This is a genomic window from Clostridium sp. HGF2 (assembly GCF_964240115.1).
Classification (GTDB): Bacteria; Bacillota_I; Bacilli_A; order Erysipelotrichales; family Erysipelotrichaceae; genus Clostridium_AQ; species Clostridium_AQ innocuum.
On record NZ_CAXSSO010000006.1, the window covers coordinates 235,258 to 252,594 of the forward strand.

Here is a 17,337-nt window from a genome sequence, read left to right on the forward strand (position 1 = left end):
CGCACTCACCTCTAACTTTCCTGCACAGGTTCACTCTGTGCCAGTTGTTTCAGATTATCCATACGGCTTCTGGCAGTATTATCCAGAACCATATCATTGATCTTTATGCGCAGTCCCGCAAGCAGATCCGGATCCTCCTGTATTTTTAATTCCACAGTTTTCGAAAGCTTTTCCTCCAGCATGGATTTCAGACGGATTATTTCCGCAGCATCCAGCTTCTTTGCCGTACGGACATGTGCCACTTCGATATTGTTCACCTTGTTATACTGATTTACAAATTCTCGGGTAATATCATGAAAACTCTGAAAACGGTTTTTATCGATCAAAAGCTTCGCAAAATTCAAAACCATGTGATCGACTTCACTGCCGAATACAGACGCAAGCGTCTGCTTCTTTTCTTCCTTGTGAATCTTAGGATGTGTCAGTACCCGCATGAAATCAGGATTCGTCTTCAGCTGTTCATCCATCATACATAGGTCTGCCTTGAATGCATCCAGCTTCTGCTCCTCCTGTGCAAGTGCAAACAGTGCATCACTGTAGCTTTTCGCTGCTATGCCTGCCATGACTCATCACCTGCATGCTCGATGAAATCATCCACATACTGCTTGTGTGTACTTTCATCCAGTTCTTTATTTACAATCTGTTTTGCGGCCTCAAACGCCACGTCCACGATTGCATCCTTCATTTCTGCACGTGCCTGTACCTTTTCACGTTCAATATCCTTCCGTGCTTTTTCCTTCACTGCTTCGGCTTCTCCTCTTGCGGCTGCCAGAATTTCACGTTTTTCCTGCACGGCATTGGCTTTGGCACTTTCCAGTATTTCATGTGCTTCACCGCGGGCATTGGCCATCTGTTCCTCATACTGACGTTTGTATTGTTCTCCTGCTTCCCTGCTTTGCGTACCTGCATCGATATCTGCCTGAATGGCATCCTTACGTGCATCGAGATAGGCAAGCACCTTGTCCCAGAAGAAATGCTTTGCGACAGCGACGATGATCAGTGTCGATACACAGACCATGATCATATCCATCGGATTCAGCCGCAGATAGGCATTTATATCAAAATCCATACTATGCGAATACCTCCTTTCTTGAAAGCTTCATGACGAATAACATTACCCTTTCATGAAGATCAGAATCAAGGCAACAATCAATGCATAGATACCGGTTGTTTCCGCCAAAGCGATACCAAGTACCATGATGGAACGGATCTTACCTGCAGCATCCGGATTGCGTCCAACACTTTCCGCACCCTTGCTGGCTGCAATACCCTGTCCAATACCGGGACCTAAACCGGCGATCATCGCAATACCTGCACCTAACAGTGCCATACCCTGTACAAAATATTCATTGAATTCCATAGTTTTTTTCCTCCTGTTAAAATTTACTTGTTATTCTTCCGGGGCAACCTGTTCACTTAGGAAGAAGCTTGCCAGCGTGAAGAAGATATAGGTCTGTATCAGACCCGAGAAAACATCAAAATACGCATGCAGAAACGGTGTCGCAATGTAGCCGAGCACTCCGAACGGGAGAAAGCTTCGCATCATTGTATACACCAGCAGCATAATAATGGAGCCTGCCAGTATGTTTCCAAATAAACGCATGGAAAGCGAAATCGGAAGTGCCAGCTCACCGATCACATTCAACGGCGTAAGCAGCCACATCGGCTCCGTCAGCTCCTTCAGACGTGCGCCAAGCCCGCCTTTTTTGATACCGTTGTACTGAATGGTCAGAAACATCATCAGTGCAAGGGTAACATTGAAGCTAAGATTGGATGTCGGCGGCTGCAGTCCGAGAAGTCCCAGAAGATTGCTGATGGCCATCATCATGGTCAGTGTACCCAGAAACGGAAGATACCGCTTTGTTTCATGCTTCAGGTTATCACCGATGACATTGGTACATAGACCGGTAATCATTTCTGTAATCAGAAGTATTCCTGACGGTGCCTTTCGGACATCAGCCTTTTCAAACTTTTTGCCGGCCCAGATAAAGAATATGGAAAACAGCACACAGAGAATCAGCCAGTTGATTATCGACTGCTGAAATTCGATGTTGTGTCCAAACAGTGTCAAAACGATTCCGTCAAATTTATCGTCCACTACTCATCCTCCTTTCTGTGTTTCCAACTGAAAATCAGAATACTGCATTTATGCAGCAGCATTCCCACCAGCAGAGCCGCAATATGCGCCCCTGCAACGGCGCTTAAGGCGAAGATAACGGCATATAGCATATATCTTCGCGTATAGGAGCGAAATGCACGGGATTTGATATCCGCCAGTTCCCCGTCGATGTGCCCAACCATGTTCTGGATCATGTTGAAGCCCATAATACCGGTTAAGGAGCCGATCAGAATACCCATCACGCCCTGCTTCCAGGCTCCGGGAAACAGGATGATGCAGACCACACAGCCTGCCGCACAGAGCAGCAGGGTAAGTATACGGATCTCCATCCCCATTTTCCTTGTTTCATTCATGATCATCACCCAGCTTTCGAATCATCATATACAGACTGGAGATGATGGCGTAGGCTAACAATATCAGAAGACACCATGGCGAGGTATGAAATACATCATCCAGCCAGGCACCGATCCATACTGCTGCTCCACAGGCAAGTGCCATGGTAAACATCAGCCGCATAGCCTGATACGCTTCCTTCATGACTACTTCGTACCGAAAATACGGTCTCCTGCATCTCCGAGTCCGGGTATGATATACCCTTTTTCATTCAGTTTTTCATCCAGTGCCGCGAGGTAGATGTCCACTTCCGGATGTGCTTCTTCTACAGCTCTGACTCCTTCCGGAGCCCCAACAAGACAAACAAGGCGTATATTCTTCGCCCCCTGCTTCTTCACCATGTCAATGGCCGCGATAGCACTTCCACCGGTTGCCAGCATCGGATCAACGATCATGACAATGGCATCCTTTACTTCCTTCGGATACTTTTCAAAATATGTATGAGGCTCCAGTGTTTCTTCGTCACGATACAGCCCCACATGTGCAATCTTAACGGTAGGGATCAAATCACAGATTCCATTCACCATTCCAAGACCTGCACGAAGAATCGGTACCAGTACGATTTCCTTCGCAAGCTCATAGGTTGTGGTCTTTGCGACAGGCGTTTCAATTTCGACTGGCTGAAGCGGGAAATCTCTGGAAATTTCGTAAGCCATCAGGCCTGCGATTTCGTCCAGATTCTGACGGAAATCCTTTGTTCCGGTTTCCTTCTTACGCATCTGTGTCAGCTTATGCGTAATCAATGGATGTTGTAAGACTTTCAGCATAATAATCTCCTTACATAATCAATACGGATATAGCGTACCATAATCCGTCCCAACAGTAGACAGACAATTCAAATGAATTGTATAAATTCTGGCCACGTTGCTTTTATTATACCATGAACACCCTGCTTTTTCCCCCTTTTGTGCATTTTTTCACCACCTTTTTCAAGTGCTTTCCTATATATTATGTATGTCCTGAAAATGTTTATTCTTTGCATTTTTTCAATCCCTGAATCCATAAGCATCATGTAAAAATTCTAAGCGGTTTTATCTCTTTGAATTTAAGTAACAGGTTTGTTCGATTCCAGTGACATTAATTCCTTTAAAAGACATCTCCTCTTTACAAATCGAATTATTAAATATATGATTTTAAGGACAGGCGCATATTCGAACGTAATTTAACTATTTGCGAGGAGAATACCATGAAAAGAATATTTATTTCTATAAGTTTAATATTGTTGAGTGGATGCTCAATGAAAGCTGAAAACGCTCCGAAACCTTCAATCACTGAATATCCTACCTCCACCTTTATCTCTGATGAAATACGAAAGAATAGTGAGCTGAATGAGCTTATGCGCTGCACTTTATCCCGCGATGAAAAAGACTTAAAAAAAGCAGCTACCGATATTGCAATTATAAAAGTCATTAGCATTGATTATTCAGATATGAACTTTTTTGATGCTGCACCGACTACATATGGAAAATTCCTTGTTGATAAGACAGTACATGGGACTATAAAAGAAAATAACATTTACACGTATGCAACGGAAGGTGGTTTTATTCCCATCAATGAATATGAGCAGATAAGAAATCCTGAATTTTATAATAAAACAACACAGGAATACCGAAAAAAAAGAGAAAATCGCTATTATAATGCGACATTTGAACCTACTATGGAAATAGAGGCAGGGAAATGCTATCTCGCCCTAATGAAACACTATAAGGATAAGAATTTATATGCTTTTCTTGATATGGGAGACGGTTTAAGAGAGATTGATTTACCTGCTCAGAATAAAGTAAAGCACAAATCTTACGATTTAAACAAATTAAACGTCCGTAATAACGTCACTGGTGAGATGGAGTCTCTGATATCAGTGATAGAAAAATTAAAATAAATGATACGGAAGGGGAACAGCTACGGTAAATGCATGCATACCTAAAAAAACTGCTGTTTTCTGAAGGAGATAATCAAAATATTTTTCAGAATAGATAAGAAGTCAGCTGCTCGCTTTTGAGCAGCTGCATGATGGCTATGATTATATCCGTCTGCACAATCAAATTCGAACTGTTTATGACGGGATGCTGCGAATTCATACAAAGTATCTTCTCTTGTAATACCATCACTACCATAAAACCAGTCATCACGATGACTGGTTTTATATTCTGCATAGATTATCAGTTCATGAAAGCACCTAATAAAATGCATTACGCCATATATAGCAAGGATGGCAATTAACATTCCTGTCAACGGCATCGCACCCCAAAAGAAATCTGCATAAATGGCAGCCTGTTAAGAAAAGGGCCAAAAAAAATCAAACCATCAGTACAAAAAGAAATAAATTCCGATCCAGTGCAAAAGTGCTCCGGAAAGTACAAACAGATGCCATAAAAAGTGCGCACCCTTGTGGTGCTTGGAAAACGGAATCATTCCGAGTGTATAGACCACTCCTCCCATCAGTATCATACAAAGCAGCTGCTGATTATGCTGATACATATCCCCAAGAAAAAACACACCGCTCCATCCTATCACAAAATATAATGTATAATGCAGTGCCGGCCATTTTCCGGGTCCATATACCAAAATCATAATAATCCCAACCAGTGCCAGGAGCCATTGTATCGCAAACAGAAGCAGAGCCAGTGAATTGTTCGCAAACACAAGACAGATTGGGGCAAACGTTCCATTGATTAGAAAATATATGGAAGTGTAATCAAATCTGCGCCATAACCTTTTTACCTTGGAATCACTTTTAAACGCATGATACAGACAGCTCATCAGCATCAAAAGAAACATACTGCCGCCGAAAATGAGTGCAGCCGCTATCTTTGCATTACTGTCTGCTTTCAGCAGCAGTAATATCATTCCAATCAGAGCCGCGGCAGCTCCTGCACCATGACTGATGGCATTGCCAATTTCTTCAAGAATACTTAAATGCGGTGGAGTATTCCTTTCTTTGAGCAGTTGCTTTTTCTGTTCCTTCGTCATTTTTTCTTTCACGCAATCACCCTTTTATTCATATGCATAATTCAGTAGAAGTTTCCTGCCCATGTGATAATAGATACAAGCAGACAATTCTCCTGCGCTTTATCTGCCTATATTATAACACTGTCATAGAGAATTTTTTAGAATTTCATTATTACAAGCTCAATGGTGTATGAAATGCTGTCTGTGTAGATAATGTATAAACACTAACGTTTTTTAAGGCTTTATTTATTAGCCTTTTCAGCGTTTTTACGCAGAAATACAGCGGATTTATATAATGTTCAATTATATACAATCGTTGACCTTATTAAGCGTACAAAAAGAAGAAGGAGGAGCAGCAGCTTGTTCGTCTTATCCTGTGAACAGCTTTATAAAATTTTCCAAATAAATGCACCCTCAGCTTCTAATTGTGATTTGAAATTTTGTGTTATCGAAGAAACTGCGAGCGTTTCCTGAATATGTTATTTGATTTCACCTTTACGACAGCCTGATTCTCAATGATTTTTTCCTACTCATGGTCAGTGCTATACAGCAGTACTGAGGCTGTAAAAGTATCATCTGTATACGTGAATTCCGCTAGACCGCCGTATTTCTTTGCAACCGCTCTGATACTGCGAATGCCGATGCCTTCTCTATCCATTCTTCCCTTTTTTGTAGAATAAAATTTATCTTCTTCAAAATGAATTTCTCCGACGTAGCCATTTTGCATGCGTATGAGTACCTTGTCCTTCTGTGTTTGTATCCACAAGCAGATAAAACGTTTTGCATCCGTACAGTCCAAAGCAGCAGTGATTGCATTTTCCCACAAATTCCCCAGTATGATAGCAATATCGCTGCCGGCAATGCCTGTACTCTGTGGAAACACCACTGTAATTTCCACGTGAATATCTGACTGCTCAGCCAGTGCAGCATACCTTCTGCACAAGGTATCTGCGACGAAATTCTCACAAAGTGATGGTTTAATAGCTTCTGCCATACTCTGCTCATAATCCGCAAGATATTCGAGCGCCTTCTGAATATCTTCATGCTCAAGCAATCCCCGCAATACCTGTACATGCTGGCGGCGGTCATGGCGAATATGCCGGATTTCCTCGGCATGGCTTTCCAGCTCTGAAATACGTGTATTCTCAATATTCAGCTGATAGGAGAGCTGCTTATGAAACTCTGCTTCCTGTACTGCCTTAGCAGCATTGATTACCGCCTGAATCATTTGGGAATATGTCATAAAAGCACAAAGAATTACGATAACTTTCATAAATAATACAAACACATATTCATCAACCGGATACAGATTTATCTGAAATGCAGCTAAAAGATAGAAAAACAATGGAACCAGATACAAATAGTTACTTGATGTATGAATAAACCTCAGTTTCTGATAATAGCGACTTGTAATATACGCACATCCGGATGTAATGAAGATATTGGGAATCCCGTAACCGGCGATATCCATCCATGTGTATTCACCCTGCAGGAGTTCAGGAGAAATAACATGATAAATCAGCAGCGTCGTGCTTCTGCTTAGCAGCAATACATTCATGGATAAAAAGAGAAGGAACAGCACCCGATCCCGCGGTTCCTCTGTTGCGTAAGATATGGCAGCATATGCAATCAACAGCCATACCATACCTGTCAGAGTTGTATAATCAAACGGGAGCAGATAACTGATCGTATTGGAAAAAGCCGTATCAAGGATACTTATCATCGATACAATAACAGCCGCCCCAAGCATGGTGTTACTTCTGCCTGTTTTCAAATGATCCTGCAACACATATAGAACAAATCCTGCAGTCATGGAAACCTCAATGAAGGTTACGATTAACTCCCATACAACGTGCACACTCACTTCACCTCCACTTTATCAAATACATAGGACAGATAATGCGTTCTGATTTCTCTGCGATTGTCTCTTGAAATCGGTATCAGTTGTTTATTTGTCATAAGAAATCCCTGATCATTTAAACGTAAAACATGATCCATATTGATAATATAATAACGATAACATCTTAAAAACGGATCTCCACCCAGACGTTCCTCTATAAGAGACAGTGATTCACGATTGACGATATTATGACGGGTGGTATGCAGGATCGTTTTCCTTCCTGAAACTTCTATAAAACAAATTGTATCCAATGGCACATCTAAGAACATGGCTCCATTGCTTACCCGAATCGTTTTCACATCCCTGTCTGCATGCTTTCTCACTCTGCGAATTGCTTCTAAAAAGTTTTCCCATGTCACCGGTTTATTCAGATAATGCAGTGCTTCCACCTTATACCCCTGTGCATAATGCTCCTGACTTGTCGTAGTGAACACAATAGCTCCATCAAATCCCTTATTCCTTAATATATGTGCGGCATCCATACCACTGGCACCCTCCATGTAGATATCAAGAAAAATAAGATCTGATGCTCTGGCCTGCTGACTCTGCAGCAGTTCACCGGCATTCGCAAACTGCAGAATATCCATTGGCATTTTATATTCATCTTTATATCGTTTACAATAGCTCACCAGCACGTCACGATCAGCCTGCAGATCATCACAGACAGCTACAATCATATCGTTTCTCCTTCCAAAAGAAAGATTCTTCTTCCTTCAAATTATAGCACGTAATTTACCTGCTTTCTTCCGGCTTATGCATGGATTTTACGGCTCATGCACATTTTATAGTATTATGATGAAGTTTTTGAAATAATGAAGCTGTAAAACATCGGATAATACATAAACATAAAGGGAGGAAGCCGTGATGTATAAAAAAATTCGAATTGTTCTAATTCTTATCTTCATTTCCATATGGACATGTCCGGCCGGTATGCATACTGTTATTGTGAGAGCTGCGACTGTACGGACACAGAAACTTGATTTGTCAAAGGCAGCGGATTCCGCTCAAAATGCCACAGAAGGCTGGCAGTGGATAAAAAATTCAGATGGCTCCTATACGCTTATTTTGCAGGATTTCACATTGGATACCACAGATACTAACGGTATCATACTGCCTAGAGATAAGGATGTATCCATCATCCTGAAGGGCCGTAATGCCGTCACCTGTACCCAAACAGGCTTGGCAGAGAATTGGGTGATTCTTTTTCCCGGAGAGTACAAAACAAAAACAGTCGAAGGCGATGGAAGTCTTGAATTAAACGCCCCCTGCGGTTTAAATCTGGATAATCTGATTTTGAACAGCGGGTCCCTTGTCATTGATTCTGAAAACGCTTTTCTGGGAGGGCTTGTTACCAATGAGTCTTATATACAAAATGGTGGTGCCGTATCCGTTACTGTGACAGGGTCGGAAGGCCTGTATCTGGTAGGTGAATTTCAGCTGCACGGCGGTACCCTGGATATTAACGCACCGGATGGTATCGGTATTTTTACAGATGACGGCAGTGCTGTATATAATGCAATCACCATTGACGGGGGCGCCTTGTCCATTCAGGCAGACCGCGGCCTGTATCGAAACCGCAGAGAACAGGTGGATGCGGATATCACGATGTCTAATGCTGATATCTCAATACACTCAACAAGGACAGCAATATCCAATACACTGGGGAATATCATCATACATGACCTTACCTCATGGGATGTAAAGGCTCCCCAGCTATACGGAGGAAACGTAACTTTGCAGGTGCAGCCGGCTGATTACATAAGACTGCATGCATTACTGAAACAGGTAAACGATCTGAATGAAGCACTCTATATGTCCAATGGATGGAACGCCCTGCAGGAGAGTATGAAGGCTGTCAAGATGGATAAACGCTTTTACGAGCAGGACGAAGTAGATGCTATGTATACGGATATTAAAGCAAAAATAGATGCACTGGTTTATCTTTCTGCGGATTATACGGGAATACACGATGCTCTGCAGAAAGTACCGGCACAGATAGAGTGCTATACAGATGCGTCCAGACAGAAGCTGTATGATCTCATACTGAATATTCCATGGGATAAAAATATCACTGAGCAAAAGATACTGGATACCTATGCAAAATCGCTGGCAGATGCAATCAATCAGCTGGAATTAAAGCCGCAGCCAGCACCCGTCATTCCTGCATTAATCGTACAGGGTGCCAATCAGAGTATACGGCAAGGGGAACAGGCTTCATTTACAGCCAATACCGCTTATGAGGAATTCATTGCACTGGAAATAGACGAAATTATCATTTCACCAAATCAATACACGGTTAAGGAAGGCAGTACCGTAATCACTCTGTTACCGGATTGCACGAAGCAGCTGCAGCCGGGTATGCACACCCTACGAATCATTTCTTCAACCGGTATTGCGGAATGCAGCTTCACAATAATTACGGCAGCTGAGAAAGATCAGGAGCAGCCGGTTTCCCCTTCAAGTGATGCTAAGGAAATCAAGAAAGAAAAATCTAAAGCTCCGTTTACCGGGAATACGACATACATAGAGTTATGGTATCTGTTGTCCACAGTCACACTGACAGGTATGGGATGTCTGCTCTTAAGAAGAAAATATCAAAAAGATAAAATGTAACAGATAGCTCTAAACAAATAGAAAAGTCAATGACTGTATGCAGAGGTTCTTACTCGATTGTGGGTAAATAAAAACATGGAGAAATCAACACTATCGTAACTATCAATAGAAGTTGATTTCTCCCTGTTTGCAAACACCCTAACGTAAGAAAGAACCTATGCAGAGCATTGACTTTTTTCATATAAAAGCAAGGTACTGCCTGTTTGCGATAAATGAATATATGAAATCATAAGCTATCAGACACCATTGTATAAATATTCATATGCAACCCTTTTTCTTTAAAAATACTGCCTGCTGTTGTACCTTCATACAAATGGCAAACCCTTTGTACCCCACATGATATATGAGTCATGATAGTTCAGCCGCAAGTGAAAAGCCGCTGTTTCAGATTCGTGCCATCGCGGTTACTTCGTTTGAAATCAACTGAAGTACAAGCGGCATGACTTCAAATAAGCTGCCTAATCAGCTGCAGAAGTTCTCCGTCATTCTGTACGATATGATCCGCCAGCCCTTTTTCATCCGGCAGTCCGTACTTATTCAGCCAGATAACATCCCATCCGGCCCCTTTCGCCCCGATGATGTCATTTTCATAGGAATCTCCAACATACAGAGCGCTTTGATCCGCCATATGAAAGATGCGTGAATCCGGTTTTGAAATACCAACTGCAGATGAAATAAAGATATCCTTTTCCTCAATCCAGCTTTGCAGACCCAGACTCTTTATTTTTCTTCGCTGGTGTTCTTCCGGCCCGTTGGTGATCATACTGATTTTCACACCTTTGCTGCTTACATATGCAAGCAGCTGTACAGTGTCTTTGCTTAATGAAATCGCATACTGTCCCTGCTGATAATTCAATTGAAAACATTCTGCTTCCTTATCACTTATCGAAATACCATGATCTGCCATTGCTAGCTGTATCCGTTTTATATGCATGGTCTGAAAGGAAATTTCCTTTCTCTGATGCAGGAAAAACAGTTCATTGCTGTGCATGCGAAAGCTTGCATAGATTTCCCGCAGCAGCTCCTCTTGCACAGGCTGTACCGAAAGCAGAGCCTGTTTAAAGGGCGTGATCTGTTCATACAATGTATCATCCAGATCGAAGCATATATGTGTTATCTGTTTTATCATCGTCTTACCTCCTGCAGGCTTTCTGCACATACATTTTCTTTCACAGAGATTGTATCCAACAATCATACAGCAGTCAAGCGTGATTTATGCAGGTATGCCATATTTGTAAAAATCTGTTCTCTAACAGCAGGATCGGATTTTTTCCTTCTATTTTCTGTCGGCTGTTTGCCAGCCAATTACATAGACCAGGTTTTCCAAGATCGATCCTGTTATACCCTATGCGTAGTCTATCTTATCCGCTTTAAAATTAAAACAGAAGCCAGACCTTCCTTTCTGACTTCTGTATCATACTATTCTTTCATTGCTTTACGGATGCGGGTTGTGACACCCTTTAGATGATAGCATTCCGCATACTGCTGCAGCGGACGCTTGATATGATCAACAACAAACCGCTGTCCGTCAATGTGATGCTTCGCCAGATTTTCATACAGCACATTGAGCTCTTCAATGACATCTGCATCATGAAAAGCATAGTGGCCTGCGATATCCAGAATATCCAGTGACAGTGCTTTGTCCTGTAAGATATCCTCTACCTGCAGATTGCGCTGTTCGCCCATCATCCATTTTCTCCAGCGCTCTGTTTTGATTGCCTTAACCAGCAGAGTATTTCTCAAATCAGAGGTTTTTTCTATCAGACCCTCCTTTTTCAAAATATCCTCCACATCACACAGCTTCAAATATGCTCTTGTTTCCTCTGTACCATATTGCGGAGCGACATTGCTTGCGGTCACATTTGCAGGAATATGCTCCAGTAACGTCACATCATCCAGATAATCCGCATTATGCTCCTTCAATCCAACACCGTATTTCTTAGCCATAGCAGCAAGGTCATACGCATTGTGGAAATGATAGGTGCCCACCTGCTCGGTTTTTCTGGTCAGTGTTCCTGTCTGTCCAACGATAAAGGTCGGCATCGGCAGACCGTTTGCCTGCAGCTCCTTCTCCAGCTTTTCAATAAATTCATGATATTTTTCAGTGGATGTCAATCCGCCGTTAGTTTCCTCTGTACCTACCTCATAACCGATTTCCGGCAGTCCAAGACGTTTACGCTCTGCTTCACAGTAAGCAATCAGTGCAACCGTTCTCTGTAAAACCACATCCAGCGGAATCACCTTTCCGATTTCAAACGGATCCTTTGTCGGATCAATCATCAGAAGATCAAACCCGTTTTTTATATCCGCAAGATAGGACTGACGTGCCAGCTTCATAGCTTCTTCTTCACATAGATGGGCATTACGTTCATTATCTCTCTGCCATGGACCTCCATGATCTCGGCAGAGGTAGTAAAGACCGTCAAAGCCTACCTGATCCGCAATCTTACGGATATCCTCGCGAAAGCGCTTCTGATTCCAGCCATTGACATAGCCGCCCCCCAGCTCATCTGCATCAACCTGATTTCTGCTTGCGATAAACATGAGCGGAAAATCATAATCTCTTGCAATTTCAAAGCTTGCCTGTAACAGATTCGGTGACATTGGCCCAATGCCAAGAAGCGTTGCACTTTCCCCTGTATCCTGCAGTTTTAATAGTCCTTCTACGACTTTTTTTATTGGTAATTTATTCATATCGATCCTATCTTCCTTTCCCGCCTGCCGGCTATTTATTAAAATGACGCCAATCCTTTTCTTGTGACCATACGGTAATACCAGAAAGCTGCTGACGGACACAAATGCTGTACGACTTTATTTAGAAAACACTGTACGGCTTGTTCTGCTTCCTTTTCATATAAAATCTGCAGCGGCTGTCCAAAATTCGTCTGAGCGCGCATGCTGAACACAGCTGTAAGATAGTCTGCATACAGCTTTATCTGATCTGTGTCATTCACCAGCATTACCTCATCCGCATAGACAAGTGCATGACAGTCCTGCGGCTCCATTTTCCTGAGCAGATATACGCTCGATTCCCTATAAATATCGCTGTTATCTTCCTTCCGCCTGTATTTATTCTCTGCATTCTCATCCCCGATGAAGGTGAACTGCCTGTGGGATTCCATGTTACGGGTTTCATACAATACAGCCCTTTTATAATCCATACCCAACACGACTGTGTGCAGAATACCGGCTATTTCACAGGCATACTGCCCTGATCAGCGGCTGTTCCAACCTTCTTTTTTTCCTTATCCTCAAGATTCGGTTTGAGAATCATGAGCAGGAGTGCAGTCACAATGACACCAATTGCCATATCCAGCGTATACAGCAGCGGCTTATTCGTCGCAGCAGCAACAATCATTCCGCCGTGAGGTACATAGCACTCAATGGCGTGCATCATTGCAAGACCCGCTCCCACGGCACTGCCTCCCATAATTGCCGGAAGCACATGCTTGATATCCTTTACGGCAAATGGTATCGCTCCCTCAGTGATTCCGATCAGTCCCATAAAGGCACTGGTAACTCCCAGCTGTTTTTCAGCATTATCATATTTTCTGCGTGAAATAAAGGTGGATAATGCCAATCCAAGCGGTGGGATTGCCACGGCAACACGGAATGCGCCGTTTGGTCCATACAGCCCCTCAGCCATAAGTGCCATTGTGAATGCTGATGCCGTTTTGTTAATGGGACCACCCATATCAAATGCTGTCATCAATCCGATTACAATTCCAAGCAGGATTGCGCTGCCCCCCTGCATACCGCTGAGCATCTCTGTCAAAGCCTTCATCAACGCCCCCAGAGGTCCAACCAGAATATATAGATACGCCAGAGTGCAAATCAACGCGGATATGATTGGAATAATCAGAACCGGCATAATGGACTTGATCGTCGGTCCCACCTTCCAGCTTTTGATCCATTTGCATACATAGCCAACCAGAATCCCCATAATCATCGCCCCCAGAAATCCTGTAGAAACATTGTTATCTCCAGCCGGATTGTTTGCGATATAACCGATAATCATACCGGGTGCCAGTGCAGGCTTTCCAGCCAGAGAGTATGCGATATACCCTGCTAGCATCGGAATCATCATCGCCATACCTGCAGAACCGATGGTATTTATATTCTGCATAAAGGAATTTGTTATCTTCATGCCGTCGCTGCCTGCCTCACCGGTTGCCAGCGCAAATGCAAGGAACACACCGCCGATGACAACAGCCGGAAGGAAATAGGATACTCCGGTATTAAACGCCTTAACTAAATCTTTTCCTATAGTTTTAAACATAAGCTCTCCTCACTTTATTTAATGTTATAATTTCTCTGCCCGATCGATGATTTCTGCCGGATCTCTGATCACTACGGACGGATCGATTTTAATGATTTTTCCGGCTTCCTCTTTTTCCTCAAAACGTTCTTCTCCCTCAATACCGATGGCAATGGCAAGGATGACAGCATCTGCCTCCGCTATTTCATCCTCATCCAATTCATTTTCAATTCCCATACCGCCCTGTGTTTCCACTTTACATGCATACCCGCGTTTTTTACATTCCTGTTCAATGGCCTCCTGTGCCATGTATGTGTGTGCAATACCGATGGTACATGCAGCTACTGCAACGATTTTCATAACCGTTTCCTCCTTATCTTTCGTTTTCTAAAAATTTAATCCTTTCATAAAATTCATCATCCGTTTTCGCTTCACGCAATTCTCTGCGGAAGTCTTCCTTCATCAAGTGACGGCTCAGCATTGCGAGAATACGAAGATGCTCTTTGTTTCTGCTCGACAGCGGCACTCCGATCATAAATACAAGATCGACCTCATCATGATCCCACACAACGGGATGCTTCAGCTGAACACACGCAACAAAGGTTTGCGTGACGGCATCTGATTCCCCATGCGGTATCGCGATTTTGAACCCCACCGCAGTTGATGCAGTTTCCTCACGCTGCAGCACTGCTGTGATATAGCGGTCCATATCATCGATTTTTCCTGCAGCTGCAGCGAGCTGTGATAAGTAGGCTATGATTTCTTTCTTTGTCCGGAATTTTCTTTCGGACACCTTCACAATCGACTGTTCAAACATTTGACCACTCCTTTCTACGCCCTCATTGTATCTGTGCGGGTCTTTTTTTGAAATACCAACTCTATTCCACAAGTTGTGGAAAGAAAAACACACGGCAGATATATCCGTGCGATATTCATCCTTTGCTGGTTTTAACTGCACCCCCGCTTCTGCCTCACGCACAGGTGTATTTTATTTTCCACTTTGAACAGAAGCAAGTTGCTATTTCAATTTTTATGAATTCGTTTTATGATGTTGATAGGAAGTTTCTGTCTTAATGAAGCAGGAGGAGAAATCATATGAAAGCATCTGCTCTTACAAAGTTTCTGAATCTCTTACTTGAAGAAAGCGATTATCGTAAAACCGGATATTTCGCAGAGAAGCTCATGGTATCAAATAAAACAATTTCCAATTATATAACAGAGCTGCGCTGGTATATGAGAGAATACGGATTGGATATCACGGCAAAGCACGGGGTGGGTATCCGTATGGAGGGTGATAGAAACGCTCTTGTAAAGCTGCAAAAATCCATGCAACAGGAGATGCAGGAAACCTTTACAAGTGAAAGCAGAAGAAAGAAAATTATGGAGAAGCTCTTAATGTTTGACGAAAGCATTTCCGTACGAAGGCTGTCGGATGAATTCCGTGTCAGCTCCACATCCATCGTTAAGGATTTGGAAAGGGTGGAGGCAGAGCTGGGACAGCTGGATATTCTGCTGAGTCGCAGTAAAAGCGGCACGAGGATCACCGCAAAGGAGCAGCGTATACGCAGTGCAAAGCGCAAGTTTATATTTGAGGAGCTTAGCTCTCTGACGCAACAGGATCAAATCATGGATTTCAGCCTCTGTCGTAAGATCTTATCCAGATATGTCGATGAGGACACACAGTCAATCGCAAAGAAAATGATTGATATAGCGCAGGAAAAGCTTGGTTTCCATCTGGATACCAATTATTACGCACAGATTTTCATATCGTATTCCATTTTTATTCAAAGAATCAGAAAGGGCTGTGAGCTGACAGAAGCTCCTGTCAGACCGGTGGTTACAGAGCTTCACGTTTTAAAAACCTATCCAATCACAGAAGAAATCATACAATGGCTCGTGCATACCCAAAGCATTACCATCAATGACCTTGACACCCGATGGGTCAATGCCCGTCTATCTGGTGTATATCATGAGGAGCAAAGCGCAAAAGCCGGGTATTCCCCTATCATTCAGGAAACCGTCGATGAGCTGATATCCTCAATCGGCGATATATTCAATGCAGATTTCTCATCCGATGATATATTAAAGACAGGACTGTCGAAGCACTTCATTCCGATGATCGCCCGATTAAAAAACAATATCAAGATTACACATCCCTTTATTCTGCAAATCAAACAGCAGTATACCGCCATGTTCTCGGTCGTTTCTCTTGCCTCCAGTATTCTGGAGAAAAAGCTTGGTTTCACATTATCCGATGATGAGATAGGATTTATTCTCATTCACTTTCAGGCTGCTTTGGAGCGTCATAACCTCTCGAAAAAAATAGCTATTGTTTATAACTGCGGACAGGCGAATGCGATGCTGATAGAAAATCAAATAAAAATCAATCTGCCGACCTTTGACGTAATTGAGCTTATCAGCATCCACGATTTAAAAACAGAGTACCTCCGCCATTTTGATTTCATCATATCCACCATGGATCTGGATATCAGCGATATCCCCTCTGTTGTGATTTCTCCTGTTGCGGACAGGTTGGATATACAGAGAATCTCGCAAGCCTATGAAAGGCTTATTCGGGATGTCAGAGAATCCCGCTTCCATTATCTGCTGCAGGCAATCAGTACCGATGCGATTCTGGTTCATCAAAAATGCAAAACGAAAGAGGAGATTCTGGAGAAGGCAAACAGTATATTGCTACAAAAGGGTTATGTGGAGCATGGCTTTTTCGACAGCGTAAAGAACAGAGAAAAGGTTTCCTCTACGGAAATCGGAAATGGTATCGCAATACCGCACGGATCTGATAAGTATGTCAACCGGACCGCCATCGTGCTGGTTACGCTGGATGATCCGATTCTTTGGCGTGACGGTATGGTGAGCGTGGTATTATTCATAGCTGTTTCCTTTGAACAAAAGGATACTATGAGAAAGCTTTTGAAGGATCTATATCACCTCATCAGCTCTGAGGATTTCATCGGGAATATCCAGAAAGCATCTACAGCTGAGGAAATCATCGGTGTGCTGTATGGAAAAAGCATGAAGCAGGAGCACTGTCAATAAAACTCTGACCATAATGAAAAAAGCAATGCTTTCTTTCTATAAAATTGG

20 protein-coding genes are annotated in these 17,337 nt (G+C 42.8%); 3 read left to right on the top strand and 17 right to left on the bottom strand.

What is annotated here, in order from left to right; translation table 11 throughout:
- Positions 1–11: 11 nt before the first annotated feature.
- Genes atpH through upp form a run of 7 tightly spaced genes read right to left on the bottom strand, consistent with a single transcriptional unit; the run spans position 12 to position 3,279 of the window.
- Positions 12–563, bottom strand: a complete 552-nt coding sequence (gene atpH, locus ACESPQ_RS12390; RefSeq protein WP_373144416.1) for an ATP synthase F1 subunit delta — start codon at positions 561–563, stop codon at positions 12–14.
- A complete protein-coding gene (gene atpF, locus ACESPQ_RS12395) occupies positions 551–1,069 on the bottom strand; it encodes a F0F1 ATP synthase subunit B (RefSeq protein WP_373144417.1) in 519 nt (172 codons plus the stop codon). The genes atpH and atpF overlap by 13 nt, the downstream gene beginning before the upstream one ends.
- A 45-nt stretch (positions 1,070–1,114) precedes the next feature.
- Positions 1,115–1,360, bottom strand: a complete 246-nt coding sequence (gene atpE / locus ACESPQ_RS12400) for an ATP synthase F0 subunit C (protein ID WP_002606928.1) — start codon at positions 1,358–1,360, stop codon at positions 1,115–1,117.
- Positions 1,361–1,390: 30 nt separating this feature from the next.
- Positions 1,391–2,098: a F0F1 ATP synthase subunit A gene (gene atpB / locus ACESPQ_RS12405; protein WP_257271012.1), complete on the bottom strand. Its 708-nt coding sequence runs from the start codon at positions 2,096–2,098 to the stop codon at positions 1,391–1,393.
- Positions 2,098–2,472 (bottom strand): hypothetical protein, encoded by a 375-nt coding sequence (locus ACESPQ_RS12410; protein ID WP_373144418.1) that lies wholly within the window; start codon positions 2,470–2,472, stop codon positions 2,098–2,100. The genes atpB and ACESPQ_RS12410 overlap by 1 nt, the downstream gene beginning before the upstream one ends.
- Complete coding sequence (locus tag ACESPQ_RS12415) at positions 2,465–2,656, bottom strand: AtpZ/AtpI family protein (protein WP_257271014.1); 192 nt, start codon at positions 2,654–2,656, stop codon at positions 2,465–2,467. The genes ACESPQ_RS12410 and ACESPQ_RS12415 overlap by 8 nt, the downstream gene beginning before the upstream one ends.
- 2 nt (positions 2,657–2,658) lie before the next feature.
- Positions 2,659–3,279 (bottom strand): uracil phosphoribosyltransferase, encoded by a 621-nt coding sequence (upp, locus tag ACESPQ_RS12420; RefSeq protein ID WP_373144419.1) that lies wholly within the window; start codon positions 3,277–3,279, stop codon positions 2,659–2,661.
- Between the two features lie 419 nt (positions 3,280–3,698).
- On the opposite strand from upp, the gene ACESPQ_RS12425 reads away from it, so the two are divergent.
- Positions 3,699–4,391: a hypothetical protein gene (locus tag ACESPQ_RS12425; RefSeq protein WP_373144420.1), complete on the top strand. Its 693-nt coding sequence runs from the start codon at positions 3,699–3,701 to the stop codon at positions 4,389–4,391.
- A gap of 41 nt (positions 4,392–4,432) precedes the next feature.
- Here the strand turns inward: ACESPQ_RS12425 and ACESPQ_RS12430 are convergent, their stop codons facing one another.
- The 4 genes from ACESPQ_RS12430 to ACESPQ_RS12445 form a co-directional block, all read right to left on the bottom strand.
- The gene (locus ACESPQ_RS12430) at positions 4,433–4,744 is read right to left on the bottom strand and encodes a hypothetical protein (RefSeq protein ID WP_373144421.1); all 312 of its coding nucleotides are present in this window, start codon (positions 4,742–4,744) and stop codon (positions 4,433–4,435) included.
- A gap of 72 nt (positions 4,745–4,816) precedes the next feature.
- Positions 4,817–5,494 (bottom strand): PAQR family membrane homeostasis protein TrhA, encoded by a 678-nt coding sequence (locus ACESPQ_RS12435; protein ID WP_373144422.1) that lies wholly within the window; start codon positions 5,492–5,494, stop codon positions 4,817–4,819.
- Between the two features lie 493 nt (positions 5,495–5,987).
- Entirely contained in the window at positions 5,988–7,319 is a 1,332-nt protein-coding gene (locus ACESPQ_RS12440) for a sensor histidine kinase (RefSeq protein ID WP_373144423.1), read from the bottom strand.
- A 2-nt stretch (positions 7,320–7,321) separates the two neighbouring features.
- On the bottom strand, positions 7,322–8,038 hold the full coding sequence (locus ACESPQ_RS12445; RefSeq protein ID WP_373144424.1) for a LytR/AlgR family response regulator transcription factor: 717 nt from the start codon (positions 8,036–8,038) through the stop codon (positions 7,322–7,324).
- Between the two features lie 187 nt (positions 8,039–8,225).
- Here ACESPQ_RS12445 and ACESPQ_RS12450 point away from each other — a divergent pair, with 187 nt between their 5' ends.
- A complete protein-coding gene (locus tag ACESPQ_RS12450) occupies positions 8,226–9,974 on the top strand; it encodes a hypothetical protein (protein ID WP_373144425.1) in 1,749 nt (582 codons plus the stop codon).
- 445 nt (positions 9,975–10,419) lie between these two features.
- On the opposite strand, the gene ACESPQ_RS12455 is transcribed toward ACESPQ_RS12450, so the two are convergent.
- The 6 genes from ACESPQ_RS12455 to ACESPQ_RS12480 form a co-directional block, all read right to left on the bottom strand.
- A complete protein-coding gene (locus tag ACESPQ_RS12455) occupies positions 10,420–11,103 on the bottom strand; it encodes an HAD family hydrolase (protein WP_373144426.1) in 684 nt (227 codons plus the stop codon).
- A 290-nt stretch (positions 11,104–11,393) separates the two neighbouring features.
- The gene (locus ACESPQ_RS12460) at positions 11,394–12,668 is read right to left on the bottom strand and encodes a class II D-tagatose-bisphosphate aldolase non-catalytic subunit (protein WP_373144427.1); all 1,275 of its coding nucleotides are present in this window, start codon (positions 12,666–12,668) and stop codon (positions 11,394–11,396) included.
- Between the two features lie 38 nt (positions 12,669–12,706).
- The gene (locus ACESPQ_RS12465; RefSeq protein WP_373144428.1) at positions 12,707–13,135 is read right to left on the bottom strand and encodes a hypothetical protein; all 429 of its coding nucleotides are present in this window, start codon (positions 13,133–13,135) and stop codon (positions 12,707–12,709) included.
- Between the two features lie 29 nt (positions 13,136–13,164).
- Positions 13,165–14,253, bottom strand: a complete 1,089-nt coding sequence (locus tag ACESPQ_RS12470) for a PTS fructose transporter subunit IIC (protein ID WP_373144429.1) — start codon at positions 14,251–14,253, stop codon at positions 13,165–13,167.
- Positions 14,254–14,277: 24 nt separating this feature from the next.
- Positions 14,278–14,592 (bottom strand): PTS fructose transporter subunit IIB, encoded by a 315-nt coding sequence (locus ACESPQ_RS12475; RefSeq protein ID WP_002606910.1) that lies wholly within the window; start codon positions 14,590–14,592, stop codon positions 14,278–14,280.
- A gap of 13 nt (positions 14,593–14,605) precedes the next feature.
- Complete coding sequence (locus tag ACESPQ_RS12480) at positions 14,606–15,049, bottom strand: PTS sugar transporter subunit IIA (protein WP_002606909.1); 444 nt, start codon at positions 15,047–15,049, stop codon at positions 14,606–14,608.
- Positions 15,050–15,327: 278 nt separating this feature from the next.
- Here ACESPQ_RS12480 and ACESPQ_RS12485 point away from each other — a divergent pair, with 278 nt between their 5' ends.
- Positions 15,328–17,289, top strand: a complete 1,962-nt coding sequence (locus ACESPQ_RS12485) for a BglG family transcription antiterminator (protein ID WP_257335041.1) — start codon at positions 15,328–15,330, stop codon at positions 17,287–17,289.
- Positions 17,290–17,337: the final 48 nt, after the last annotated feature.